The sequence below is a fragment of the bacterium genome (assembly GCA_019695335.1).
Classification (GTDB): domain Bacteria; phylum CLD3; class CLD3; order SB21; family SB21; genus JABWBZ01.
This window is the reverse complement of the sequence record JAIBAF010000054.1, coordinates 1-24,718: the sequence shown is the minus strand read 5'-3', so window position 1 is coordinate 24,718 and position 24,718 is coordinate 1. Positions and strand designations below refer to the sequence as shown.

At 43.4% G+C, this 24,718-nt stretch carries 22 protein-coding genes; 6 read left to right on the top strand and 16 right to left on the bottom strand.

Annotation, left to right across the window (positions count from 1 at the left end; all coding sequences use genetic code 11):
• The 5 genes from K1X84_12840 to K1X84_12820 form a co-directional block, all read right to left on the bottom strand.
• Positions 1 to 253: hypothetical protein (locus tag K1X84_12840; GenBank protein ID MBX7152522.1), on the bottom strand; the 253-nt coding region annotated here is incomplete at its 3' end.
• Positions 254 to 278: 25 nt separating this feature from the next.
• Positions 279 to 3,728, bottom strand: a complete 3,450-nt coding sequence (mfd, locus tag K1X84_12835; protein ID MBX7152521.1) for a transcription-repair coupling factor — start codon at positions 3,726 to 3,728, stop codon at positions 279 to 281.
• Positions 3,729 to 3,745: 17 nt separating this feature from the next.
• Positions 3,746 to 5,206, bottom strand: coding sequence for a tRNA (N6-isopentenyl adenosine(37)-C2)-methylthiotransferase MiaB (gene miaB / locus K1X84_12830; GenBank protein ID MBX7152520.1), 1,461 nt, complete (start codon positions 5,204 to 5,206; stop codon positions 3,746 to 3,748).
• A 5-nt stretch (positions 5,207 to 5,211) separates the two neighbouring features.
• The gene (locus K1X84_12825; GenBank protein ID MBX7152519.1) at positions 5,212 to 5,760 is read right to left on the bottom strand and encodes a hypothetical protein; all 549 of its coding nucleotides are present in this window, start codon (positions 5,758 to 5,760) and stop codon (positions 5,212 to 5,214) included.
• Positions 5,761 to 5,789: 29 nt separating this feature from the next.
• Positions 5,790 to 7,214, bottom strand: coding sequence for a hypothetical protein (locus K1X84_12820; protein MBX7152518.1), 1,425 nt, complete (start codon positions 7,212 to 7,214; stop codon positions 5,790 to 5,792).
• A gap of 119 nt (positions 7,215 to 7,333) precedes the next feature.
• Here K1X84_12820 and K1X84_12815 point away from each other — a divergent pair, with 119 nt between their 5' ends.
• The 3 genes from K1X84_12815 to queC are packed head-to-tail and all read left to right on the top strand — an operon-like array spanning position 7,334 to position 9,161.
• Positions 7,334 to 7,999, top strand: coding sequence for a radical SAM protein (locus K1X84_12815; protein MBX7152517.1), 666 nt, complete (start codon positions 7,334 to 7,336; stop codon positions 7,997 to 7,999).
• A gap of 35 nt (positions 8,000 to 8,034) precedes the next feature.
• Entirely contained in the window at positions 8,035 to 8,451 is a 417-nt protein-coding gene (queD, locus tag K1X84_12810; protein ID MBX7152516.1) for a 6-carboxytetrahydropterin synthase QueD, read from the top strand.
• A gap of 14 nt (positions 8,452 to 8,465) precedes the next feature.
• Complete coding sequence (gene queC / locus K1X84_12805) at positions 8,466 to 9,161, top strand: 7-cyano-7-deazaguanine synthase QueC (protein ID MBX7152515.1); 696 nt, start codon at positions 8,466 to 8,468, stop codon at positions 9,159 to 9,161.
• 24 nt (positions 9,162 to 9,185) lie between these two features.
• On the opposite strand, the gene K1X84_12800 is transcribed toward queC, so the two are convergent.
• The 9 genes from K1X84_12800 to K1X84_12760 form a co-directional block, all read right to left on the bottom strand.
• Positions 9,186 to 10,772 carry a methylmalonyl-CoA mutase gene (locus K1X84_12800; GenBank protein MBX7152514.1) on the bottom strand — a complete coding sequence of 529 codons (1,587 nt, stop codon included), beginning with the start codon at positions 10,770 to 10,772 and terminating at the stop codon, positions 9,186 to 9,188.
• 13 nt (positions 10,773 to 10,785) lie between these two features.
• Positions 10,786 to 11,985 (bottom strand): MFS transporter, encoded by a 1,200-nt coding sequence (locus K1X84_12795; protein ID MBX7152513.1) that lies wholly within the window; start codon positions 11,983 to 11,985, stop codon positions 10,786 to 10,788.
• Positions 11,986 to 11,989: 4 nt separating this feature from the next.
• Positions 11,990 to 12,715, bottom strand: a complete 726-nt coding sequence (locus K1X84_12790; GenBank protein ID MBX7152512.1) for a TIGR00730 family Rossman fold protein — start codon at positions 12,713 to 12,715, stop codon at positions 11,990 to 11,992.
• On the bottom strand, positions 12,712 to 13,728 hold the full coding sequence (locus K1X84_12785) for a response regulator (GenBank protein ID MBX7152511.1): 1,017 nt from the start codon (positions 13,726 to 13,728) through the stop codon (positions 12,712 to 12,714). The genes K1X84_12790 and K1X84_12785 overlap by 4 nt, the downstream gene beginning before the upstream one ends.
• A gap of 62 nt (positions 13,729 to 13,790) precedes the next feature.
• Positions 13,791 to 14,213 (bottom strand): preQ(1) synthase, encoded by a 423-nt coding sequence (gene queF / locus K1X84_12780; protein MBX7152510.1) that lies wholly within the window; start codon positions 14,211 to 14,213, stop codon positions 13,791 to 13,793.
• A gap of 37 nt (positions 14,214 to 14,250) precedes the next feature.
• Positions 14,251 to 15,399 (bottom strand): saccharopine dehydrogenase NADP-binding domain-containing protein, encoded by a 1,149-nt coding sequence (locus tag K1X84_12775; protein MBX7152509.1) that lies wholly within the window; start codon positions 15,397 to 15,399, stop codon positions 14,251 to 14,253.
• A gap of 12 nt (positions 15,400 to 15,411) precedes the next feature.
• Positions 15,412 to 16,983: a 16S rRNA (cytosine(967)-C(5))-methyltransferase RsmB gene (gene rsmB, locus K1X84_12770; protein MBX7152508.1), complete on the bottom strand. Its 1,572-nt coding sequence runs from the start codon at positions 16,981 to 16,983 to the stop codon at positions 15,412 to 15,414.
• Positions 16,984 to 17,025: 42 nt separating this feature from the next.
• On the bottom strand, positions 17,026 to 17,343 hold the full coding sequence (locus tag K1X84_12765; GenBank protein MBX7152507.1) for a tetratricopeptide repeat protein: 318 nt from the start codon (positions 17,341 to 17,343) through the stop codon (positions 17,026 to 17,028).
• Between the two features lie 2 nt (positions 17,344 to 17,345).
• The gene (locus K1X84_12760) at positions 17,346 to 18,707 is read right to left on the bottom strand and encodes a glucose-6-phosphate isomerase (GenBank protein MBX7152506.1); all 1,362 of its coding nucleotides are present in this window, start codon (positions 18,705 to 18,707) and stop codon (positions 17,346 to 17,348) included.
• Between the two features lie 357 nt (positions 18,708 to 19,064).
• Here K1X84_12760 and K1X84_12755 point away from each other — a divergent pair, with 357 nt between their 5' ends.
• From K1X84_12755 to K1X84_12745, 3 genes are all read left to right on the top strand, one after another.
• Positions 19,065 to 20,201 carry a helix-turn-helix domain-containing protein gene (locus tag K1X84_12755; GenBank protein MBX7152505.1) on the top strand — a complete coding sequence of 379 codons (1,137 nt, stop codon included), beginning with the start codon at positions 19,065 to 19,067 and terminating at the stop codon, positions 20,199 to 20,201.
• Between the two features lie 125 nt (positions 20,202 to 20,326).
• Positions 20,327 to 21,625 carry a hypothetical protein gene (locus K1X84_12750; protein MBX7152504.1) on the top strand — a complete coding sequence of 433 codons (1,299 nt, stop codon included), beginning with the start codon at positions 20,327 to 20,329 and terminating at the stop codon, positions 21,623 to 21,625.
• 199 nt (positions 21,626 to 21,824) lie between these two features.
• The gene (locus K1X84_12745; GenBank protein ID MBX7152503.1) at positions 21,825 to 23,765 is read left to right on the top strand and encodes an ATP-binding cassette domain-containing protein; all 1,941 of its coding nucleotides are present in this window, start codon (positions 21,825 to 21,827) and stop codon (positions 23,763 to 23,765) included.
• A gap of 172 nt (positions 23,766 to 23,937) precedes the next feature.
• On the opposite strand, the gene K1X84_12740 is transcribed toward K1X84_12745, so the two are convergent.
• The gene (locus tag K1X84_12740) at positions 23,938 to 24,450 is read right to left on the bottom strand and encodes a DUF962 domain-containing protein (GenBank protein MBX7152502.1); all 513 of its coding nucleotides are present in this window, start codon (positions 24,448 to 24,450) and stop codon (positions 23,938 to 23,940) included.
• A gap of 68 nt (positions 24,451 to 24,518) precedes the next feature.
• A partial coding sequence (locus tag K1X84_12735) for a hypothetical protein (protein MBX7152501.1) occupies positions 24,519 to 24,718 on the bottom strand: 200 nt, incomplete at its 5' end.

Sequence of the window (24,718 nt, the reverse complement as noted above, 5' to 3'; positions counted from 1 at the left end):
CGGCATATTTTGCAATAAGCGTTTCTTGAATCAAATTATCCAATGCTTTCTTGCGTTGTAAATCATCGGATACGTCAAGCTTTTTATATTCACTTTGTTTTATAAAATTTTTAAAGTCGCCCAAACGAAGCGTATCGTCATCAACGACAGCAATGGGCATTCGATCATCATTGGGTTTCAGATTTGCTTGTTTTTTTTCACCGCATCCGATCAACACAATCAACAATACCAGTCCGGTACTGAATAGCTTCATGATAACTCCAGAAATTAGTTTATACTTATTGATTTTTTTCGGTTAAAAGGGATTCCGGCTGTTTTTCAAGCGATCCAACCCAGTCTCTTACCATAATCAACCGGTCCAGATCGCCAACCGATGAATCGTCGGAAATAATTTTCGCTTTTTGAATATGATACCACGGGAAACCGATGTTCACTGTTAGAGTTTTCTCGGTTTGATGTAGTTTGAAATTATTTGATGCGTTCATCACAGTATTCATCTTATTTCTAAAGCGGTCACTTTCCGTTTTTTCAGTAATCAATCTTTGATCGAAAGTCAAGGCATATTTATTTTCATCGATCGCAACTCTTTCAAAACCGAATTGTGACGCATACCATTTAATTTCGAGCATCATCAAAAGATTTTTAACTTCATCCGGCATTGCTCCAAACCTATCAGACAACTCTTTCTCAATGGCTTGCAGACTTTCGATATTTCGGATTTCCGACAATTCTTTATAAATACGGACGCGCTCGGATTGGACATTGACATATTCTTCAGGAATATACGTATCGCAATAAACTTCGATATGCGTCTGCAATACAGGTTGAGCCGTTGCAAACAGCCTCTCTTTGACTGGAATATTGTGCTCGGTTTTTACTTCGGCTACCGCTTCTTCCAAAAGTTGACAATATAATTCAAATCCAACGGAATTAATAAATCCGCTTTGCTCCGAACCAAGTAAATTGCCGGCTCCTCGTATTTCGAGATCCCGCATGGCTATCAGAAATCCTGATCCAAGATCGGTAAATTCTTCAATCGCCTGCAGTCGTTTTAACGAATCTTTGGCCAGCATTCCAAACGGTAATGACAATAGATAACAGTACGCCTGGCGCGTCGAGCGGCCTACTCGTCCACGTAATTGATATAATTGTGCCAAACCGTACTGATGTGCCTGATCAATGATAATGGTATTGACATTGGGAATATCGATACCGTTTTCGATAATGGTGGTTGCAACCAAAACGTCATATTTCCGATGCATGAAGTCGTGTACGACATTTTCGATGGCATGCGGTGTCATTTGCCCGTGAACAATGGCAAAACGCGCTCGCGGAACAATTTGTCTCAGGGTATCAGTGACACGTTCGATGCTTTGAACGCGGTTATGAACGTAATACACTTGCCCGCCGCGATCAATTTCCTGCAGAATCGAATCATGAATCAGGCGTTCATCAAATACCGTTATTTCTGTTTTGACCGGCAACCGATCATGAGGCGGCGTATTCATGACCGATAAATCGCGTGCGCCCATCAATGAAAAATTCAATGTTCGTGGAATCGGCGTAGCCGTAAGTGTCAATGTATCAACCGTCGCACGTAGTTTTTTTAATTTTTCTTTATGCACGACTCCAAAACGCTGTTCTTCATCAATAATCAGCAAACCGAGATCTTTGAAAACCACATCTTTTGATAAAAGCCGGTGAGTACCGATCAGAATATCCGTTTCGCCGCGCTGAAGTTTTTCCAATGCATCTTTTTGTTGTTTAGTCGATTTAAATCGCGACAACACGTCAATTCTCACTGGAAATTCTTTCATCCGTTCTGAAAAAGTTTCGAAATGCTGTTCGGCCAAAATGGTCGTCGGAACGAGCAAGGCCACTTGTTTGCTATCCTGCACCGATTTGAAAGCCGCCCGAAGCGCAACTTCCGTTTTCCCGTAACCCACGTCTCCGCAAACAAGCCGATCCATCGGTGTATCGGATTCCATGTCTTTTTTGATTTCCGCCGTTACTTTCGTTTGATCCGGCGTATCCTCAAATTCAAAAGACGCTTCCAATTCATACTGAATCGTTGAATCAGTTGTAAAAGCATATCCTTTTTTCGATTTACGCTCCGCGTATAATTTGATCAGATCCTGCGCGATATCTTTGATCGTTTTTTTGGTTCGGGCTTTAAGCTTTTCCCAATCGGCCGTTCCAAGTTTATTCAGTTTCGGTTCGGCGCCTTCCTCACCCGAAAATTTCTGAACACGCATGAAGTGCTCGAGCGGAACGAAAAGCTTGTCGCCGTTTTGGTAAATCAACTTGAGGCACTCTTCGGTATGTTCGCCGGATGTAACTTTTTCCAATCCTATGTATTTGGCAATACCGTGATCGACGTGAACAACATAATCGCCCGGTTTGAGTGAACGGATATGCCGGAGTGCCTGGGCGCTTTTAAAACGCCGGTGCGGACGGTGACGTTTGACACGTCCGAAAATCTGGTGATCCGTATAAAGCGCAATACGGCTCGCTTCAAAATAAAATCCTTCATGCAATTCTCCGATACCGACTTTGTAATCCACACCCGAAGCGGTTTGCTCGGTATCAAGAAGTTCGTCCAATCTTTCAAGCTGGCCTGAATTGTTACATAAAATGTATGTCATCCATCCGCCGGTACGATTCTCAATGATTCTTTCCCGCAGTAATTTCAAATGGCCGTTAAACGTTTCTGTTGTACGTGAAGCCATCGTCATGCATTCAAATATTTTTTTTGAAATCCGACAGTGATGGATTTGCTGAAACGATTGTTGGCGGCGATGAAGTTCGGCCGGCGGCCAGTAAACATCTTCATAAAGAAAAACACCGGAATCATTTTGCTCCCGGGCTTTCTCATAATGTTTTTTTATTTCCTCCCAATAACTTTCATTTTTTGCGATAACCATATCCGGTTCATACTCGATGATCAATGCTTTCGGATCAAGATAATCAAAAAAACTTCCATCAAACGTTTCCGTTCCGATTTCGCTTTTGGGATAAATATTTACTTCATCGAGCATCCCGACCGATCGCTGTGACATCACGTCAAACTCACGAATCGATTCAATATCATTGCCGAAGAATTCGATGCGGATAGGATTCTCACGCGCAAAAGGGTAGACGTCCAAAATTCCGCCGCGAACGGCAAATGTCCCGACCTGATCAACGACGTCCTGCTTTTCGAAACCCAGCCCCGCGAGGAGTTCGGTCAAATACATAAAATCAAACGCCGAACCGGTTTTTAACTCAATATGATATGATTTGAGTTTTTCAGGTTTCGGAATTTTTTTTAACAGTGCCCGCGTATGGGTCACAATAACGGCAGGCTCACCTGCCATCAAAGTTTCCAAACATTCCTGGCGCAGGTTGACGATTGAAAGGCTTGGTTCCTTGATATCGTACGGCAACAGTTCGTCATCAGGATAACACAAAATTTTCCGTTCTGGCCAGCGCTCCTGATCGCCAGACGGTTTGAGTAATTCCGTCAGGTCATCCAGCACGTTAGCATATTTTTCAAATTCAGCTGTGACGAGAACAATATGGTTGTGTGAATGCCATGTATGCTGAACGGCTATAGCCGAAAGCACGTTATCCGACGAACCCCATAATCCTTCCACGGAAAGATTTTTACGTGATTGCAGTTGTTGTAAAAAATGTTGAACGTGCGGGGTGGGAAGTATTTTTTCGATAAACGACAAAACCATATTCACAGAACGACTTGCGAATTTTACACAGGCTCGCCGAAAAGAGTGTGTCCTTCAGCATGGGTAATTCGCACCGTCAAATAATCTCCAATTTGATAATGGCTACGTGGAATAACGACTACCAGCGACTGGCTGGTTCTGGCTGCAAAATGCTGCTCTGATTTTTTACTGATTTCTTCAATGACCACTTCACGCTCGCGCCCAATTTCTGTTTGAATTTTTTTCAACCCGATGGATCGCTGTAATTGGATGATTTCCTGCAACCGTCTCGATTTGACTTCATCAGTTACATCATCCTGCAAAAGATAAGCTTTGGTGCCCGGTCGCGGCGAATAAGCGAAAGTAAAAGCCGAATGATATTCTATCTTTCTAAAAAGATCCATCGTCGATTCATGATCTTCTTCCGTTTCGGTTGGGAAACCGGTAATGACGTCAGTTGAGATAGCGACATCCGGAATAATCGTACGGGTTTTGTCGATGAGTTCAAAATACTCCTCGCGCGTATACGTACGATTCATCAAATCCAAAATCCGATTGGACCCCGATTGAACCGGCATGTGAAGCTGCTTGCAGATATTGGGACGCCCGGCAATAAGGTGTAGCAAGCGTTCGGGGAAATCTTTCGGATGCGGCGATGTAAACCGGATACGCTTCACACCGTTCACATCACTCACGCGTTCCATCAAATACGCAAAATCACGAAGGTTGTCTTTGTAGGAATTAACATTTTGACCGAGCAAACATACTTCCGTATAGCCCTGATCGACCGCTTTTTTTACTTCCTCAATAACGCTTTCGACAGACCGGCTTCGTTCTCTGCCCCGGGTAAACGGCACAACACAGAATGTGCAGAAATTGTCGCATCCGCGCATGATTGCAATCCACGCCGTAACACGACCGAATCGAAGCGGCGTTACCGCTTCATATACTTCCGTTCGCGAAAGCTTGGTATCGATATGCAGATCTTTCAAATGAAAGTCACGATATTCACTCAAACTGAAATCGTCATTCGATTTGATTTTTAAATCCTGAATCGGAATAACATTCGAAGATGTTTTACGGTCTGATTTTAATAGCTCCGGCAATTTACGATACGAGTCCGGTCCCAGTACGACATTGACATACGGGCGCTTGGCATGAATTTGCTCCTCGAGATGTTTTGCCATACATCCTAAAACTCCGATTACAAGGTCAGGCCGCTGTTCTTTCAATTTTTTAAAACGGGTCAGTTGTCCCCAAACACGCTGCTCAGCGTTTTCTCGAATAGCACAAGTATTCAGAAATATAGCATCCGCATTTTCGAATTGATCAACTAATTCATAGTCCATCTCATTCATGATACCAGCAACTAATTCGGAATCGTACACGTTCATTTGGCAACCGTACGTTTCGATATAGACTTTCTTTTTACCTTCGCGCGGCATCGTCTCCAGCGGCTCTATGTCATGCAAACTGTTGACTTGTTTGATTAATTCATCAACCATGAAAACTACTTATTAATAATGGATTCAGTAAGACTCAGGGCAATTCCGGACAACATGACCTCCGGGCCAAGTTGAGTAATGTCACCGGACAGAAGTTCCGTGTCAACGTTCGCGTAAAATGAACAGGCGGCTCCTTTTTCGATAATTAATCCCGATAGTTTTCCATCGTGCATTCCTACAAACGTAACTTCGCCCAGCATTTCACTGATGACGTAACCTGAACAAAATTGCAATTGCAAATGGGCATTCGTCGTATACACCGTAATCAAAGATCCTTGGCGAGTCCCTATCGGAATATCAGGATAAATTTCTAACGTCAGTTTTCTTGCTTCGGCCGGATTTTCAAGGTATAAGCGGTAATGGTTGCCGAACGATTGTTTCTCAACACCGAGACTGTGCGCAATTTTATCGATATCGGACGGTGTCAGCCTGAATTTTTTATCGTCATGATTGGACGGTTTATTTTTCGCAGCTGTTTTTTTGACCGTTTTTTTCAAAACTTTTCGAACCGGTTTTTTACCCGATGCTTTTTTGACAGTTTTTTTCTTTTTCATAGACCGTTACGTTGATTGAAAAATTCATCCTAACCTTTGGAATCAAATATCACATCGCCTAAATTTTTATCGAGACCGCGTGTCGCACGCAAACGCAACGCTTCATTCATTTCATCGGCCATACGTGGAAACGTATACAAAACTTTTCCATTAGAATCCAGTTGGGTCTCGCCTTGATAATCCCTCATCATACTTTCAAGTGATTGCTCGATTTCTTTCGCTTGCAGCGGCTTCTCGGATTTGCTGGAATTTACTCCCGCAATAATTTCTTCAATGGTCGCCGACTTGTTCGGTTTCTGGAAAATGACGCGCATAATGCGTTTACGTTTATTCATTTCAAGGCGGTGTTTTTTTAGTTTACGAACTTTAAAAGCCCGCGCGATTGGCACCCCGAAAAATAACAACGAAAAAATAAATGGCAACCAACCCAAAAACAAAACCACTAACCGTTCATTGGGAATATTTATAGCCGTATGGCCGGAAGTATAAAACATATATAAAATCGATCCTGAAAAAATAAGATTGAACGCGTTCATAAAAATAATGCCTGCATTCCGCCCGGAAGTGTTGCCCGTTATTTCATATTCCGGTTCGTACTCATCCCAGAAATATTCAATTTTACCCTCTTCAACTCCTTCCATTCCGCGAGTCAGTTGGTCAAAACGGCCGTAAACGACACCGTTATCCGTAATCTCGGCATCGCCTTTGAAACGAACGATACATTCCGATAAAAACGCCTCCGCTTCATCGATTTTTTTACCGCCCAGTGCGACCAATTCAGCCAACGTAATGATTCCTTTTTCTTTACGCAGATAGGCCGCTACTTCTTTTTCATTGGCTAGAGTATCGATCTGAACTCTCGCAGGGCCAAACACAAAATCATACACCGATGCAATGAAATTTTTTTTGTTTTCATTTAAAATCGATGAACGCGGCTGGTACTGGCGATAACGATAACCCTGACGATCGGTTTGATACTGAATCATCGTCGTAGCAGTACGCCACTGAAAAATCGAAAAAAACATTCTAAAAATACCGTCCAATTTCACCGGCGATTTCCGGTCACGACCGCCGCCCTGTGTTGCAGCAACCAACAGAGCGATTAATAAAACAAGAAATACAATGAAATACACAACCAATGTAACTGCAATCCATGCTTTAAAAATAACCGTAAAAATTTTCCATGCCCATTCGCCAATCTGATCCCAGCGCTCCGCCCAGGTCTTTTCTCCGCGACGCTGAAGAGAATTACCGAAGGAATAAATCATATCGCCGTTTTCGGTAACCATTAAACGGCAAACGTATTTGGACATCATTGCATCCAGCGCTTCTTTGGCTTCATCGACGGCCAGACCGGTAACCGCCGCGGCATCGTTTAAGGAAAAAGCACCTTTAAACGACCGCACTTTCTGCTCGAGTGAACGGATAGAATTCTCTAAAGTCGTTGTCTGCATGGTTCTATAGCTATTTTTCAAATTGAACGCTAATGTAAGCGTTCCCAATCGGAAATTCAATAAAAGAATTGTTTTGCATCTTGCGGTCAAACCAAAGAATACTTATATTCGCCGCAGTTATGGCTGACAAACTCAAAATCAATGAAATTTTCTACAGCATCCAAGGTGAATCAACGTTCGCCGGATCGCCGTGTGTTTTTGTACGCCTGACCTATTGCAACCTGCGATGCACGTATTGCGATACCGAATATGCTTTTTATTCGGGTCAAGATATGACCCTTGAAGAAATTATTGACCGCGTGAAGTCTTATCATTGTTCCACTGTGGAAATTACCGGTGGTGAACCGTTGCTGCAAGCGCCTGTTTTTACCCTGATGAAGCAACTTTGCGATCAAGGGTTCCGCGTTTTAGTGGAAACCGGAGGCAGCCTTGACATCGCGCCGGTTGATCCCCGAGTGATCAAAGTCGTCGATCTCAAATGTCCTTCCAGCTCAATGACTCACAAAAACCGATACGAAAATGTCAGCTATCTGTTATCTCATGATGAGGTCAAATTCGTTATTGGAACGCGCGAAGATTATGAATGGAGTGTCAATGTGATCCGGCAATATGATTTGCATAAAAAAGTTCACGCCATTTTGTTTTCACCGGTTTTTGGCGTCATTGAACCTGTTGAAATGGTCAATTGGATGCTGGCCGATCGTCTGCAATCGGAATGGCCGAATATTCGTTTTCAGTTACAAATGCATAAATTTATATGGTCGCCGGATATGAGAGGCGTTTGATTTAAGGAAATATTACATCTATGACTAATTCGCTTATTAAAATTGCAAAAGATTTTCACTGGGAAATGGCTCATCGCTTGCCGTACCATCAAGGCGGATGCCAGAACCTGCATGGTCATTCCTATCGTTTGAATGTTGAAATTTCAGGTACCGTATTGCCCAATGGAATGCTTATGGATTATTCCGATCTTAAAACAATCGTAAAACCGCTTGTAGACGAATTGGATCATGCGTTTTTATGTTCCGAGGACGATGAATTAATGAAAAACTTTTTAAAAGGAAAATCATTTAAAGTTGTCTATATCCCCTATTATTCAACGGCTGAAAACATTGCCGGGTATTTTGCCGATAAAATAGCGGCGCAATTAAAGCCATACAAACACCTTCGTTCTCTTAAAATCCGTATTGCCGAAACTATCAACACGTACGCTGAAATCAGCGTTGATCTATAACCCGGTAAACTTCGATGAATAAAAAACCACTAGCGGTTGTACTCGCCAGCGGCGGAATGGACAGTTGCGTCACGGCGGCTATCGCACATCAAAGTTACGATTTGGCCATGCTGCATATGAATTATGGGCAACGCACCGAGAAACGCGAGGAAAAAGCGTTTCTGGATATTTGCAATTTCTATAAAGTTCCTCAAGAACGTATTTTAATTAGCAATGTTAATCATCTTAAAACGATCGGCGGTTCAAGTCTTACCGACGAAAGCATGACCGTTACTAAGGCGGATTTAAATAACCCTTCCGTACCGTCGTCGTATGTTCCTTTCCGAAACGCCAATATTTTAAGCATGGCGGTAAGTTGGGCGGAAGTGCTCAAAGCAAAAAAAATTTTTATTGGAGCCGTAGAAGAAGATTCGTCCGGTTATCCGGATTGCCGATTGGATTTTTTTACAGCGTTTAATAAAGTGATCGCGTTGGGTACGCGGCCGGAGACAGAATTAGAAATCGTTATGCCGATCATCGATATGAAAAAATCGGCAATTATAAAAAAAGGACTGGAATTAAGAGCGCCTCTGGATTTGACGTGGTCGTGTTACCAAAATGAAGATACCGCGTGCGGTATCTGCGACAGTTGTGCTTTACGATTACGTGGATTTCAATTGGCTGGCGTTGACGATCCGATTCCGTATAAAGAACGGCCTGTCTATCATTGATAGATCAAAAACTTGATTCTTTTATCACCCCGCTTGGTATTCTCCAAACACATTCCGCATTGTATCAGCAATCTCGCCTAATGTTGCGTAATTTTCTACGCACTCTAAAATCAATGGTAAAACATTATCGTTCGATTGTGCCGCGTTTTGTAGTTTTTGCAACACCGCGTTGACTTTCGTTTGATCGCGGCGCTGACGCAATGCTTTGATCCGCTGTCGCTGCAAAGTTTCTAACGACGTATCAATCGTCAGGATTTCCGGCTTATGTTCACTGGCCGAGACGAATTCATTGATCCCGACAATGATCTGATCTTTTTTCTCAATTGCTTTTTGATAACGGTATGCCGAGTCGGCGATTTCCGCCTGAAAATATCCTGTTTCGATGGCCCGGATCGATCCGCCCATTTCATCGATTTTTTTCAAATAATCGAATACACGTGTTTCAATTTCATCGGTCAGTTTTTCCACATAAAAACTTCCGGCCATCGGATCGATCGTATCGGCTACGGCGCTTTCATACGCAATAACTTGCTGTGTGCGTAATGCGATTTCAGCCGAAGTTTCGGTCGGCAGCGCCAACGCTTCATCAAACGAATTAGTATGAAGGCTCTGCGTTCCGCCAAGCACTGCCGCCAAAGCCTGCAAGGTCACCCGCGGAATATTATTGTACGGCTGTTGAGCCGTAAGCGTGGAACCGCCGGTCTGTGTGTGAAACCGCAACATCATACTCTTTGGATCTTTGGCATTAAAACGGCTTTTCATGATTTTTGCCCAGATTCGCCGTGCAGCGCGAAACTTCGCTATTTCTTCAAAAAAATTATTATGCGCATTGAAGAAAAAACTGAGGCGTGACGCAAACGTATCGACGTCTAATCCCGCATCCAATGCAGCGTTCACATACGCAATTCCGTTGGAAAACGTAAAAGCCAGTTCCTGCACCGCCGTCGACCCCGCTTCCCGGATATGGTATCCGCTGATCGAGATCATATTCCATTTGGGCAATTCTTTAGTGCAATACTTAAAAATGTCCGTAATGATACGCATGGAGTTTTTGGGCGGATAAATGTACGTGCCGCGTGCAATATATTCCTTCAATACGTCATTCTGAATTGTACCGGAAAGTTGCCGGATATCGACGCCTTGTTTCTTTGCAACAGCCACGTACAAACATAACAAAATCGCAGCCGTTGCATTAATCGTCATCGATGTACTGATTTTATCAAGCGGGATATCTTTAAAGAGAATTTCCATGTCATCGAGCGATGAAATGGATACGCCGACTTTGCCAACTTCGCCTTCCGCGAGCGTGTGATCGCAATCGTAGCCGATTTGCGTCGGCAGATCGAATGCGACGGAAAGTCCCATCGTTCCTTGTGACAATAAATAACGGTAACGCTTATTCGATTCTTCGGCATTACCGAAACCGGCGTACTGACGCATTGTCCAGAAACGCCCACGGTACATGGTCGGTTGGACGCCGCGTGTAAAAGGAAATTCACCCGGACGACCAAGTTGTTCGCCCGTTTCGATAGGATACGATTCCATATATGCCGGAACATCAATGCCTGAATCCGTTACAAATTTTGATTTTCTTTCTCCGGATTTGCTCATAATTTCTCTCCGATTAAACTTCCTGAATTTCGGCTGTCGTCAAAAGCATGTAATACGCCATGCCACAACCGGCTATCAAAATAATTCCAGACATCCAGAATGGCGACCAGATACCAACCGCTTCGAAAACAAAACCGCCAAATGCGATTCCGGTCATACGCGCCAAATTGGACAATGATTGAATAATTCCTAAAATACGACCCTGCTCGGTTTCACTGCTCTTTTTAGAAACAAGCCCTGACAGCGCCGGCGTCAGCAGCGCACTGCCTACCGACACCAAAAACGATGCTACGATCAGCAGCCACAACCATTCCGAGCGTGACATGGCAAACATTCCGAAACTCGTAATTAATAGTCCGAACACGATCATTTTTTCTTCACCGATCGCCCGAGAAATCTTTCCGATCAGACCACCTTGTATGACCGCGCCAACAATCCCCATAAATGCAAACATGTAACCCGTTTCCATGGTATGAAATCCAAACTCTCTTTCGGCAAATAATGCGAACGTCGCATATAATATTGAAAAACCAAAATTATAAATCATCGACAAAGTCATCCCCGACCGGATCGCCGGCACACCCGCATAACGACGCAATGTATCCATGTTAAACTTGTTTTCTTCCCGGTTGAATTGAGCTTGGGCGCGCGCATCATCCGGTAACGATTCAGGCAGTAAGAAAATCGCCGCAAGGCCATTGATCGTCGTCAAAGCAGCCGCAAAAAATAATGGGGTTTGATAGCCCCATTTCCCCAAGATACCGCCGATGGAAGGTCCGAGAATAAAACCCAGTCCGAAGGCTGCGCCAAATAAGCCCATACCTTTCGATCGATTTTCTTTGGTCGTCACGTCGGCAATATACGCCTGTATGGTCGCAAATTTTCCGGCAAAAACTCCGCCTACAATCCGCGCGGCAAGGATCAAAACAAGTGATTGCGCCAAACCAAATATCACATACGCCATGCTTGAAGCAAAAATACAGATCAGAATAACCGGCCGTCGACCCCATCGGTCTGAACAATAACCCCATATAGGCGTAAAGATGAACTGCATCAACAGATAGACCGACGTGAGTAAACCTATTTCAAAACCGTTTGCTCCGAAATGTTCGGCGAAATAGGGCAAAATCGGTATGACAATACCGAAGCCGATCATATCTATCAATGTTGTAACGAAAATGATGGAGAGAGATTTAGAGTGTGATGGAGGCATACATCTACTTAGCGCGGGATTTTTTTCGGGCTTTTTTATTTTTATAAAATTTCTTGATCCACTCAACGGCATCCTTCGGATCGTCCGTCGTATAAAACAAATCCATGTCTTTCGGTGAAATATTTTTCTCGGCCAATACCGTCGCGCTCATCCAGTCGATCAATTCTTTCCAGTATTTTTTCCCGATCAAAACAATTGGGAATGGCGTAATTTTCTGAGTCTGAATGAGGGTCACGGCTTCATAAAATTCGTCCAACGTTCCGAATCCGCCCGGCAAAACAATAAAACCGCTCGCGTATTTGACGAACATCACTTTCCGTACGAAAAAATAATTGAACCATAATTCGGATGTAAGATAATCGTTGGATTTCGCTTCGAATGGTAACTCAATACTGAGTCCTATGGATTTGCCACCCGCTTCTTTAGCGCCTTTATTGGCCGCTTCCATGATGCCAGGTCCGCCACCCGTAATCACCGCATAACCGGCTTTGACCAATTGTCGCCCGCACGTTTCGGCCAATTGATAATTTTTAGATCCGCGCAAGGCGCGCGCCGATCCGAAAATCGAAACGGCCGGCCCGACTTTTTCCATTTCTTCGAACCCGTTAACAAATTCGGCGACGATCCGGAAAACGCGCCAGGGCTCTTCTTTACGATACGATTTATCCAGCGATGCGGATAAATCGTCGACATTTTTATGGTTATTACGAAAGCTGCTCTGCTTTTTCATATACCGGCTAGCGACATATTCTTACCCGTCGGACGTTCAACTTCGTTATTACGCAACATATCAATAAATGTATGTATCAATTGCGGATCCCATAATCCCGACGCTGTTTCCTCTTCCATGATTTCAAACGCGCGTTCATCCGGTAAAGCCCCCCGATATGGACGCGCCGTCGTCAAAGCATCAAAAACGTCAACCGTCATAATGACGCGCGCAATCATTGGAATTTCTTCGCCTCGTAAACCGTCGGGATAACCGGTGCCGTTCCATCGCTCCTGATGACTGCGAATGATCGGCAAAACGCTGTTCAGTGACTTCAATGGCTTGCATATCTTCTCGCCAATGATCGTATGCTGTTTCATTATTTCAAATTCTTCTTTCGTCAAAGGTTCAGGTTTCAGAAGAATCGTATCATTGATTGCGATTTTTCCTATATCATGTAAGATGCCGCCGCGTCGGACAGCTTTGACTTGTTCTTCGCTTAATCCGATACGTTCCGCCAGCTTCGCGCCGTAATACGACAAACGGTTGCAATGGCCTTCAGTGTACGAATCCTTCGCCTCTACAGCCAGTGCCAAACTGAAAATAACTGTTTCAGCATTTTCGAGTTCGTCGGTAAATTGTTTAACACGAATCAGCGATTTTACGCGTGTGAGCAATTCGAGGCGGTTGAACGGCTTCATAATGAAATCGTCCACACCCAACTCGATGCCTTTGAGTTTGTCGTTGAAATCCGATAAACCGGTGAGCATGATGATCGGGATAAGTCGCGTATGATTTTCAGATTTTAATTTTTCGGTCACCTCGTATCCGGTCATTGCCGGCATCACGGCATCCAGCAAAATCAGATCCGGATTTTCCCGCATAACCTGCTCAATGGCTTCCTTGCCGTCGCGAGCCGTAATCACATAATATCCGGCTTCAGCAAGAAATTCACTCAGCAAATTAACCATGGCATCGTTATCATCGACAACGAGAATTTTTGAAGCATTCACAGCAGGGGAAAGATTCGTCATACGTTATTATCTTAAAGTAAGAACAAATGGGTGAGAATGTAGGAAAATAAAATGAAAAAAGCTTATTTTTTCTTGTGGTACGAAGCTTTGGAAATCGTATGAATGCCCCCGCGAATATTATAATCCGTAATCACCGTCATTTCCAACGGGTCACAGCAACGCACTAAATCGTTCAACAAACGTTGCGTCAAATGCTCTTGAAAAATTCCGACATTGCGATAACTGTACAAATAATATTTATATGAGCGTAACTCGATCACGTCTTTATTCGGAACATACACAACGGTAATTTTGGCAAAATCGGGAAGCCCTGACCACGGACACACAGCTGTAAACTCATCCGTTTCAACCGTCACTTCACTGCGTTTACCGGGATATTCATAGGCAAACGTTTCCAACAGTTCCGGACGAATCGCATCGTATCCTTCAAATTCAAATTTAAAATCCGGCTTTTTGACGAATTCTTTCGCTTTCTTACGACGAATGGTCGACGATTTAGACAAAAATTATGCCTTTCGATTATTAATTAGATTGAATGGATATTTCTATACCGCGCTTCCATAACTCAGAAATAAATGTATCGGCAGGCACGCATACTTCCTGCGGTACAACACCGCGCTTCGTGATCATACCGGATGCCATCATCTGCGCAATGACCGCGATGGGATACGATGTGAGTCTCATCATCGCCGTGACATGATCGTCGCCGTAGTCGATAATTTGATATTGAACCGTTTTGGCCATCCCTGATTTTTTTCCATCAACGATCACACGAACGAGCACGCAATCTTTACCTTCCATCGTCAGTTTTTCAGTCAGCAAAACGGATAGCAAATCCCGCGGAGCAATTTTATTTTTTCCTACCTGAATCGGCTTTGAAGAAGTCAGCCCGAGATCCAGTAATAATTTAAATTGGGCGCAATGCCCGGGATAACGAATTGTTTTGTAATCCAGGTTTTTTACTTTCCCCAAATACGTTTTCGGCAATGTCGATGTACCTCCGGATGTATTGAACGCTTCTAATTTTCCAAATGGAGCTGGAAATTCCAGATCCTCAACTTCGATCATCGGATCGACATGAATGATTTTCCCATCGCGGATTTTCACACATGACTCAATGTATTCATTGACCAGTCCATGCACTGAGAATACTAACTTATAGTTCATCGGCGGCTTCGGTTCGGTCGGTAACCCGCCGACACGAATTCGGATGCTGTCAGTTTCATCAAGTTGCGCTACGCCATGCGCTACCAGCACTGAAACCATGCCGGGAGCCAGGCCGCAATCCGGAACAACCGTCACGCCTTTTTTCTTAGCCATTTTATTGAGAGTAAATTCTTTGTCGACAATAGTATTATTGCCTCCCAAATCACAAAAATGGCAGCCGGATTGAATAGCCGCTTTTGCAAGTTCGTAATTATATTTGTATGTGACAGCGCTGACGACAGTATGTACTCCTTTCATGAGTTTTTTCACCGACGCCACTTTACTCACATCCGTTTTTTTAAATGTCCATTTTTTAGAATCGTATTTTTTTAAAAAACCTTTCAATTCTTTAAGAATCGAACTGTTCATATCCGCTACGACCACTGATTCAGTGGCAGGGTTCTCGAGTAAATCTTTGATGACGGCGCGTCCCATCAATCCGCCGCCCAGAACTAGAAATCGCATAACATCACCTCGTTAGTTAACGCGCTTCAGTTTACAACCGAAAAAGCCGCTCATGTTGTGTTTAAAAGGAAGGATGTAAAAATAACCCCGCTCATCGATAAAGAAATTATATTTCGGATCGTGTTCTTTGATCATTTCAAAATCAGGATGCGCTGATAAAAACGATTCCACAACTTGTTCGTTTTCTTCCGGATTAATGGTACACGTAGCGTAAATCATTTCACCGCCTTTGGAAACGAACTGTGAATAAAATTCAAGAATGGATTTTTGTTCTTCGGCCAACCGGCCAATATCTTCAGGTTGCAGCCGCCATTTGATGTCAGGATTTTTTGATAAAGTACCCAGCCCGCTGCAAGGCGCATCGATGATGACTTTATCGGCTTGCCCTAAGAATTTTTCCTTCAGTTGATTCGTGGCCACATCCGGATGCAAAATTTCAACGTTGGAGCAACCGGCCTGGCGTATGCGTTCGGCCAGATCATCCATCACGCCCGCGTTCGTATCGGTGGCAATGATTTTTCCGGTATTGTTCATCAACGCAGACAGAAAAATCGTTTTACCGCCGCTGCCCGCGCAGACGTCGAGTACCAAATCTCTGTTTTTTGGATTGCACCATTCGACAAAAAGTTGGCTCGCCTCATCCTGAATTTCAAAAAAGCCGTTCTTAAAACTGTTGGTGGAATAAATTTCACCCAAACCGGAAACATAAAAGCCGTAATTTCCATACCGTGATTTTTTAATTGAAAAACCCTGATCTTTGAGTTGAGACATCAGGCTGACTTCATCTGACTTGAGCGTATTGACACGGATCGTAAATGCGTTCTCTTCATTATTAAACTCACACAATTTTTCCGTATTCTCTTGTCCGTAACGCTCGACCCATCGTTCGACCAACCATGCCGGATGAGAGAAAATAATGGCCAGGGCATGAATAATATCTTTTTGTCGACTCGGGAGCGGAATGTCGCTTTTGGCTTTGACAAGTGTTTTTAAAAACTCGCGTAAAGGTTGTTTAAAATTGCCTTGCTCTTTGGGCATGGCTGCATCGGAAAGAGCGATACATTTGTCCAACGATTTGCTGAGAACGGTCGCATTGAGCGTGGCCAGACGATAAGCATTGCGCATCAAAGGATCAAACCGTGTCACATCGGCTTTCAAAACTTTTGAGGCATAGTAATCAAGACGCATTCGCCACTTCAGTACATTCAGCACCGTCCGGGATAAATTGCCTTTTTCGCGGCCGGTCAGCAATTTATGATTTTGTCGGATATGATGGCGAAGCAAAATATCCGCCCTGGTCTGATTATTGTCGAATTCCAACAGGACTTGCAGTGCAATTTTATTGACTGTATTTTCAGCCAGCCTGTCTTCGTCAGAGCTGGACAATGCTCCTTTGTATATTTTGGCTTCGTAGAGGTTGATCTTTTGTTTGCCTTTATGGCGATGGCGGCGAAATCCTCCGCCATGACCGTGACCATGCCCATGACTGTGTCCGGTTGCCGAAGGCGCTACGTTAGAAATACGCTTACGTTTCCCGCCGCCTTGCTGCTGACCGGACGTTTGTTTAGGTTTGTTTTTTTTCATTGAACTAAGAGGTTAACTGATTTTTTTTTGCATAACGGCCAATTAGCTGTCTTCTAATTCATCCAAAGCCGATTGCAATTCGCTTAATGCGTGAAGATTGTTTTGTTGTTTGGCGACAAAGAGACCACGCCGGTAAATGTCCGCAGCATCAGATGCCCGCCCCGCATATTCGAGCGCTTTGGCCATTTGGTAATACACCGGCAAATAATTAGAATCGCGTTGCAATAAATCGTCAAACGTTTGAAGCGCCTTTGCTGTATCGCCATTTTTCATGTATTCCATCGCAAGGCCGTACCGTGAAAATGAGTCGTTCGCGTCTTTGCTGACAAGCTCTTGAAGAATCTCCAACCGCGATTTCATTCCTACACGACCCGTCTTTCGATGGTTTTAAGCGTTTCAATCAATTCTTTATTTTTTTCTTCGAATCCTTTTTTGCCGAGCAAGGCGAACATATTGCTTTTGTACGCTTCGACGCCCGGTTGATCGAAAGGATTAACCCGCAAGAGATACCCGCTCATCGCGCAGGCTTTTTCAAAGAAATAAATCAATTGCCCGAGATAATAAGCGTTCATTTCCGGAATGGAAACAGTCATATTTGGAACGCGTCCGTCGTGATGGGCCAATGTCACGCCTTGATAGGCTTTTTCATTAACGAAATCAAAAGTTTTACCCGACAGAAAATTGAAACCGTCAAGATCATTTTGGAGCGACGGCACTGCTGATTGCGAACGTGGTTTTTCAATCCAAAGAAATGTCTCAAAAATATTCCGCGCACCTTGTTGAACCCATTGTCCCATGGAATGGAGATCCGTCGAATAATCGACCGACGCGGGATAAATACCTTTGTTGTCTTTACCTTCACTCTCACCGTATAATTGTTTCCACCATTCTGAAAAATAATGCAGCGACGGATCAAAATTAGCCATAATCTCGATCGCCTTGCCGCTGGCGTACATACTGTTGCGAATCACGGCATACATGTATGCAGGATTCTTTTTCAGATCCGGTTCCTTCAAATATGCTTCCATATCCCGCGCGCCCTGAAGCAATTCATTAATATTAATACCGGCCACGGCTATCGGCAACAATCCGACCGGCGTTAACACGGAGTAACGGCCACCCACGTCGTCGGGAATGACAAACGTGCGGTAACCTTCCTGATCGGCCATTTTTTTCAACGAACCTTTAGCCGCATCCGTTGTCGCAATAATCCGCTGTTTAACCTGGCCCGAAGCCATGACCGATTGCATGATATCGCGAAAATAACGAAGCGCCAGCGCCGGTTCCGTCGTTGTGCCCGACTTCGATATGACATTCACCGTAACGCGCTTATTCATCAAAACTTCTTTTAAATCTTCGTAATATTTACCGCTCATGTTTTGACCGGCAAAAAAGATCTGCGGAGATTTGTGCGGTAATACATTATGAAAACTGTGCGACAAACTGTCGATCACGGAACGAGCACCGAGATACGAGCCTCCGATGCCGATGACAACGAGAATGTCCGATGTTTTTTGAATTTCTTCAGCGGTCTTAACAATACTCTCCAACTCACTGACCGGCATACGATGCCCCAGATCCAGCCATCCTAAAAAATCGCCCCCGATCCCCGTACGTTCTTCGATGACTTTATGCACGTCTGTAACTTTCGATTGCATTTTCAAAATGTCTTTCTCGCGCACAAAATCCATCATGTACGTATAGTCAAGCTGAATGTACTTCATAGCGCACTCCTTGATAAAATGAAAAAAAATTGGATGGGGTAATGAGCATTTTTTGCTGTTGGAGAACGGCGTAATATATAGTTAAGATTTATAAAAAACAACAATACAATGATGTTTTTATTAAAAACCTCCATGAATTATCGAATGATTGTGCCGTAATTCATGCTTAACCAATATCGATAAATCGACGTATTTGAACGGCTTTTTTTCTTGTTTTTACTCTCTAATTTCCTAAATTGCCGCCCATAAATGAATAAATATCAGATGTTCACAGACCGTTGATTTTGGAATCTTACCGGTATTCGCTGCAAAGTTAGAATCACACTGATGGCATTTGCCATTACTTAAAATAAACCAATGACAAATATTATTTATATCGGCGTACTATTAGGGGCCGTCCAAGGGTTTTTTCTCGCCGCGGCTCTTGTTGTTCGAAAAAAAAATCATACGGCCAACCGGCTACTCGCGATCATGGTATTCATCTTTGCCGTACGGGCGATGACGATATATCTTCTTGAAACCACCGGGAATTCCTTTTTTACTGAATTACAAACCGTTACATGGCCGACGTTGTTTTTGTTTGCACCGCTTTTTTTCTTTTATTCCAGGATTTTACTGCTTCATATACCTTTCATTTGGCGCAAAAATATTTTGCATTTTATTCCTGCTCTTGCGCTATCCATTCAGGTGATTATTTATTACGTCTTATGTATTTTTGGGAAACTACCAGAATCGGTCGAAACCCCAGAAAGCTCTATCGGTAAAATTCTTGATTTCTTTTTTTCCAACTTGTTTTTATTGATGGGTTGGTACTATACAATTCGGGTATATGGCCTGCTGCGCATTTACCGACGGCGTATTCATGAATTCTACTCAAACCACGCTCGCATTCAATTCTCATGGCTATGGGTAATGACTGTATTTCAATTCGTAATCTGGGGGTATGAGACTGGTATCCATTTAATACTGTACATGAATATACCCATAGCTACTCCCGTGCGTATGGTCAGCTTCATTATTCTGACGTTATGGATTTATGTGATGGGCTACTTTGCTATCAATTTGCCCGAAATATTTGCCGGCGAGATGCCAACTGACGATGGTAGCGAAATCGCTTTAAACACTGAAAAATACCGAAAGTCAGGGCTGGACGAGACAAAGGCGCTTGAATACAAAACCAAATTATTGCAATTCATGAACGATCAAAAACCTTATACCAATTCTGAAATCACATTGCGTGATCTGGCCGGTTTTCTGAATATATCTGAGCATAATCTGTCTGAAGTAATCAATACATTGCTCAAAAAAAACTTCTATGATTTCATTAATTTTTACCGTGTAGAGGACGCCAAAAAAAGGCTTCTCGATCCCCGGTTTTCGGAATATACTATCTTAGCCATCGCTATGGAAGCTGGGTTCAACTCTAAATCCAGTTTCAACTCTCTTTTTAAAAAATTCACCGGTACGACACCCAGTCAATTCCGTTCCAGTTGAATTTTGCCTTCGCCCATTGGCTTGGACATCATTTACTCGTCCAATCCCGCCGCTTTGGGCGTATACTCCCGGTTCTTTCCATACCTTTGCAAAGCTTTTTAAAACAGCCAAAAAAGAGGTATGATATGTCCAATTTTTATGTTTCATCGTTATTAGCTTTCATTTTATCTATTTGTGTGCCAATGATTTATCCACAGGACTCAACCAAAGTCTTGAAAGAATATCACTTGGAATATGGTAGTTTACCCAATATTGAGTCGGGGGCGCGTACGACGGTCGGAATAAACTCATTGATGTTTGATATGATCAATCACTCACTCAAAAATTCGCGATGGAATAACGCCTTGACACGCACGTTTAATGCAGGATTTGTTCAATTTTATCTGGGTCTTTTCACGTTTGCTGCAGCGCCTCATGAATTTTTCGGGCACTATTCGCGCGCACGTGAATTTGGTATTACACCCAAAATATCTTTGGCTTTTCCTGTTATTTCAGGCGATGACGTTTTCAAAGTTACCTATCATGTACCGGTGATTGAAAGACAAATGATCGTCTCGTCCGGACCCGAGCTCACGATGGGAGTGGCCAGAGAAGAACTCAAAGAGATCTATGGAGGCAAACCGGCTCCCAGCTATGCCGGAAATTTTCTCTTGGCCGGCAAAATCATCGACATGCTGATGTATACTCAGAATAATGTCAAACCCTTTATCAAAGATCCTGAGAAATTTTACATGGACAATGCAAGCTATTTCAGAAGAAATCCTGTACCGAACGATCCATTATCGTATGTACTCGCACTGACTGAAAGTTATGGGTATTACGATAGCTTTGTTCCAAAGAATGCCATTTGGCTCTACCGGCCGCCAAATTTGAATGTTTACGTTAATGACTTTTTCAAGGATCAGTACAAAAGAATGAAACGGTCTCAAATTCTGGCCTTGATGGATCCTGCCCTCTTGTATTTCTTCTATGGTAATTACCAGTACATTGCCCATGATCAGGCAACTTTCACGCCTTTTATGTTCAATGTATCCGGCTATCGATTTATGCCGTCAATACGGGCATACTTGGGAGAACTCGGCGCCGAAAACTATTATGATCTTTATCTGGTGACGCCGAGCGGACAACAAGTCATCGTATACTATCGTCAAGGCGGAAATATGTTTGATCAGATTTATGGCGGTGGAGTTGAAGTTGGAAAAATACGAATAGCCGACGATTATACACTGACTTCACAAGCCGACTTTTGGTATAATGAACGATCAGACAAATCTAATTTTAATATTATGGAGTCCGTAGATTACGACATCACGAAGCGTTGGTTAATTTCGATATCGCTCGGATACAAAACCAAAGGTCAAGTTGCCGGGAAACCATACTTTGACGGTTTGTACGGATATTCCGGCTTTGGGATTCGTCTATGATAGTGTCAGGGTTTTGATAAAAAAAATTAATCGGATTTAGTTCCAAAGCTATTGAAGCACATCGCTCGATGATTTTGAACGGCTTTTTTTCTTGTTTTTACTCTCTAATTTCCTAAATTGCCGCCGCGTGAAATTATTGTCATACCAGAGCGCGCAGAGCTAAATGCCAGCGTTCTCTGGTGTAAATCTGAAAACTGATATGCTTCATTTAGTTAATCTTACCGTTGATTTCGGCGGACGCGCGTTATTTGAGGGTCTCAACTGGCATATTCGCCACAAAGACCGTGTCGCCTTGATCGGAGCCAACGGCGTCGGCAAATCAACCTTGATGAAAATCATCTGCCGCGAATTTACACCTACTTCCGGCGAGGTTGTTCACTCCAAAGAACTCACCGTTGGTTACCTTCCTCAGGACGGCCTGCACGCGCACGGAAAAACATTGATCGCCGAAACCATGACGGCATTTGCTGAAATCATGGATGTTCACGACCGGATGAAATCGATCGAACATCAGTTGGCTTCACTTGACCATGAATCCGAAGCATACATGGAATTGATTCACCGCTACGGCGATCTTCAACACAGGCTTGAAAGCCTCGACGGATTTTCGATCGAAGCCAAAGCCGCGCGGATTTTGACGGGACTTGGTTTCAAAGAAATTGATTTTGAGAAGCCGTGTGAAAATTTCAGCGGCGGCTGGCAAATGCGTATTGCTTTAGCCAAATTGCTTTTGCAAAATCCCGACTTGTTGCTGCTGGACGAACCGACCAACCATCTCGATATCGAATCCATTGAATGGTTCGAAAATTATCTCAAAAACTATGAAGGCTCCGTCCTGCTCATTTCCCACGACCGGTATTTTATCAATGCCGTTTGTGACCGGATCACGGAATTGGAACGCCGGCAACTCCTCGATTATTTCGGAGATTACGAGCATTATGAAGAGGAAAAAATCCTCGCCGAAGAGCGTTTGCTCTCTGCTTATGAACGGCAACAGGATGAATTGAAACGCGTACAGGTTTTTATCGACCGCTTCCGATACAAAGCTTCGAAGGCTCGCCAGGTCCAAAGTCGCGTCAAAATGCTGGATCGGATGGATAAAATTCAACTGCCTGAAGAAGAACGTAAAGCGGTTAACTTCCGTTTTCCTCAACCTATCAAAAGCGGCCGCGTCGTTCTGGAAATTGAAGATGTCCACAAATCTTACGGTGATAAAGAAGTTCTGCGGGGAATCAGTTTCACTCTCGAACGCGGCGAGAAAGTGGCGCTGATCGGCGTCAATGGCGCCGGTAAATCGACTTTAGTGAAAATGATCGCGGGAGCCGAACCTGTCAGTCACGGCGAAATCAAATTAGGTTATAATGTCTCGCTGGAATATTTTGCGCAACAGCAGGCTGAGAAATTAAATATTCAAAACACAGTGTATGAAGAAATTACTTCAGCATCCGTGTCGCATACTCCGGTTATTTTACGAACTATTCTCGGCGCATTCTTATTTTCAGGCGATGATGCCAATAAAAAAGTCAATGTATTGAGCGGCGGCGAGCGATCGCGTTTGGCTTTTGCCAAAATGCTGCTCAATCCGGCCAATTTTATCATTTTAGACGAACCAACCAATCACATCGATGCTCAGACAAAAGACATCCTGCAGGGCGCGCTGGCCGATTACGAAGGCACGCTGCTGATCGTTTCGCACGATCGGTATTTCCTCGATAACCTGGTGAACAAAGTCATTGAAGTTAAAAACGGCAGGATCAAAACCTATCTCGGCAACTACAGCGATTACCACGTCAAAAAAGAAAATGAAATGACCGAACAGCAGCTATTGCAAACCGCCGCGAAAAGTTCGGGAAAAAATTCGGCCAAAGAACAGCGGCTTGTCCAAAAAGAAGAACAGAAAAAAGTAACGGCTGAACATCGCAAAAGTGAAAAAAAATTATCTGAAATCGAACAGAAAATTCAAAAACAAGAAGAACTCAAACTCCGTTTAGAAACGCAACTGGCCGATCCTGAATTGTACAAAAACCCCGGCAAGGCTAAACAGATTCAAATCGATTATCAGAAAACCGGCGAGCAAATTGCGGCACTGTATCATGAATGGGAAATACTGGCGGGAAAAATAGAAAGCCCTGAAGCTTAAACTTCAGAGCCTTCTTTATGAGGAGGAGAGGAGGATTTCTATAGAATTATACCGCCAGCGTATCCTTACGGTCATGTAAGTCTGCATATATTTTAACCTATTAGACGTTAAAAAATTCCCTTAGTTGCATCATGACAAAAATATGACGAATCCCAAAACGGGTCACTTTCCCCTATTTCGATGCGGGCAAATGATTTACCACCAATTTCTCTACTTCTGCTTCAACGTTTTTCTTTAATCCAATCGCAAAAAAGACTTCCGCCATTAAAAAGATAGGCGCCACAAAAATCTGAAATAAATTATCCACAAGCGCCGGCCGGCGCCCTTCGATCGCATGACCGATCAATTGAATGACCCATCCTGCTACGAACGTTGAAATAAAAACAATCAGTGAAGTCATCATTTCCATTTGCGAAACTTTATCGGCAAAATAATAAATGAAACCAACCAATACGGTCATAGCCAAAGCCAATACCATATCAAGCGCATAATAATACAGCAGGACTGACACAGCAAAAATCGTCGCCAGTGTAATATCCCATTCCACGATATGAAAACGTAACCAGCCCATCGGAATCAAAAAAGAAAAAATCAGCATCGGTACTCCGACGAAATGCGTCGCTTTATTACGGGCATCACGATGATACGCTGAATAAAAAGCCATTTGTTCTGACAAAGTTTTCATAACTGCTCCTTTTTAATAGTAGAGCTTTTTTTATTTTCTTTTTTCTATTTTTTGATTCAGTTTAAAAATCATTCTTCATTTGTATTACCGTTAGCCTCACCGCGCAATTTCACCGAATCGGATTTTTTCTTGAATCCTCCAGCAAAATCCATTACGCACATGTTTCGGTATTCTTTATGCGGTCCGCATGCTACGCCAACCACTTTGAACGCTGTATTAAAAATATTTTCACGATGTCCACGGGAAGGTACGCCGTCGTCGATCAGCA

What these genes read in the sequence shown, in the direction of transcription:
- K1X84_12740 (MBX7152502.1), bottom strand. Translation starts at nt 24,450, where the DNA reads ATGAAAACTTTGTCAGAACAAATGGCTTTTTATTCAGCGTATCATCGT.
- K1X84_12760 (MBX7152506.1), bottom strand. Translation starts at nt 18,707, where the DNA reads ATGAAGTACATTCAGCTTGACTATACGTACATGATGGATTTTGTGCGC.
- K1X84_12815 (MBX7152517.1), top strand. Translation starts at nt 7,334, where the DNA reads ATGGCTGACAAACTCAAAATCAATGAAATTTTCTACAGCATCCAAGGT.
- K1X84_12795 (MBX7152513.1), bottom strand. Translation starts at nt 11,985, where the DNA reads ATGCCTCCATCACACTCTAAATCTCTCTCCATCATTTTCGTTACAACA.
- K1X84_12790 (MBX7152512.1), bottom strand. Translation starts at nt 12,715, where the DNA reads ATGAAAAAGCAGAGCAGCTTTCGTAATAACCATAAAAATGTCGACGAT.
- K1X84_12745 (MBX7152503.1), top strand. Translation starts at nt 21,825, where the DNA reads ATGCTTCATTTAGTTAATCTTACCGTTGATTTCGGCGGACGCGCGTTA.
- rsmB (MBX7152508.1), bottom strand. Translation starts at nt 16,983, where the DNA reads ATGAAAAAAAACAAACCTAAACAAACGTCCGGTCAGCAGCAAGGCGGC.
- K1X84_12765 (MBX7152507.1), bottom strand. Translation starts at nt 17,343, where the DNA reads ATGAAATCGCGGTTGGAGATTCTTCAAGAGCTTGTCAGCAAAGACGCG.
- K1X84_12825 (MBX7152519.1), bottom strand. Translation starts at nt 5,760, where the DNA reads ATGAAAAAGAAAAAAACTGTCAAAAAAGCATCGGGTAAAAAACCGGTT.
- K1X84_12785 (MBX7152511.1), bottom strand. Translation starts at nt 13,728, where the DNA reads ATGACGAATCTTTCCCCTGCTGTGAATGCTTCAAAAATTCTCGTTGTC.
- K1X84_12820 (MBX7152518.1), bottom strand. Translation starts at nt 7,214, where the DNA reads ATGCAGACAACGACTTTAGAGAATTCTATCCGTTCACTCGAGCAGAAA.
- K1X84_12755 (MBX7152505.1), top strand. Translation starts at nt 19,065, where the DNA reads ATGACAAATATTATTTATATCGGCGTACTATTAGGGGCCGTCCAAGGG.
- K1X84_12800 (MBX7152514.1), bottom strand. Translation starts at nt 10,772, where the DNA reads ATGAGCAAATCCGGAGAAAGAAAATCAAAATTTGTAACGGATTCAGGC.
- queC (MBX7152515.1), top strand. Translation starts at nt 8,466, where the DNA reads ATGAATAAAAAACCACTAGCGGTTGTACTCGCCAGCGGCGGAATGGAC.
- miaB (MBX7152520.1), bottom strand. Translation starts at nt 5,206, where the DNA reads ATGGTTGATGAATTAATCAAACAAGTCAACAGTTTGCATGACATAGAG.
- K1X84_12775 (MBX7152509.1), bottom strand. Translation starts at nt 15,399, where the DNA reads ATGCGATTTCTAGTTCTGGGCGGCGGATTGATGGGACGCGCCGTCATC.
- K1X84_12750 (MBX7152504.1), top strand. Translation starts at nt 20,327, where the DNA reads ATGTCCAATTTTTATGTTTCATCGTTATTAGCTTTCATTTTATCTATT.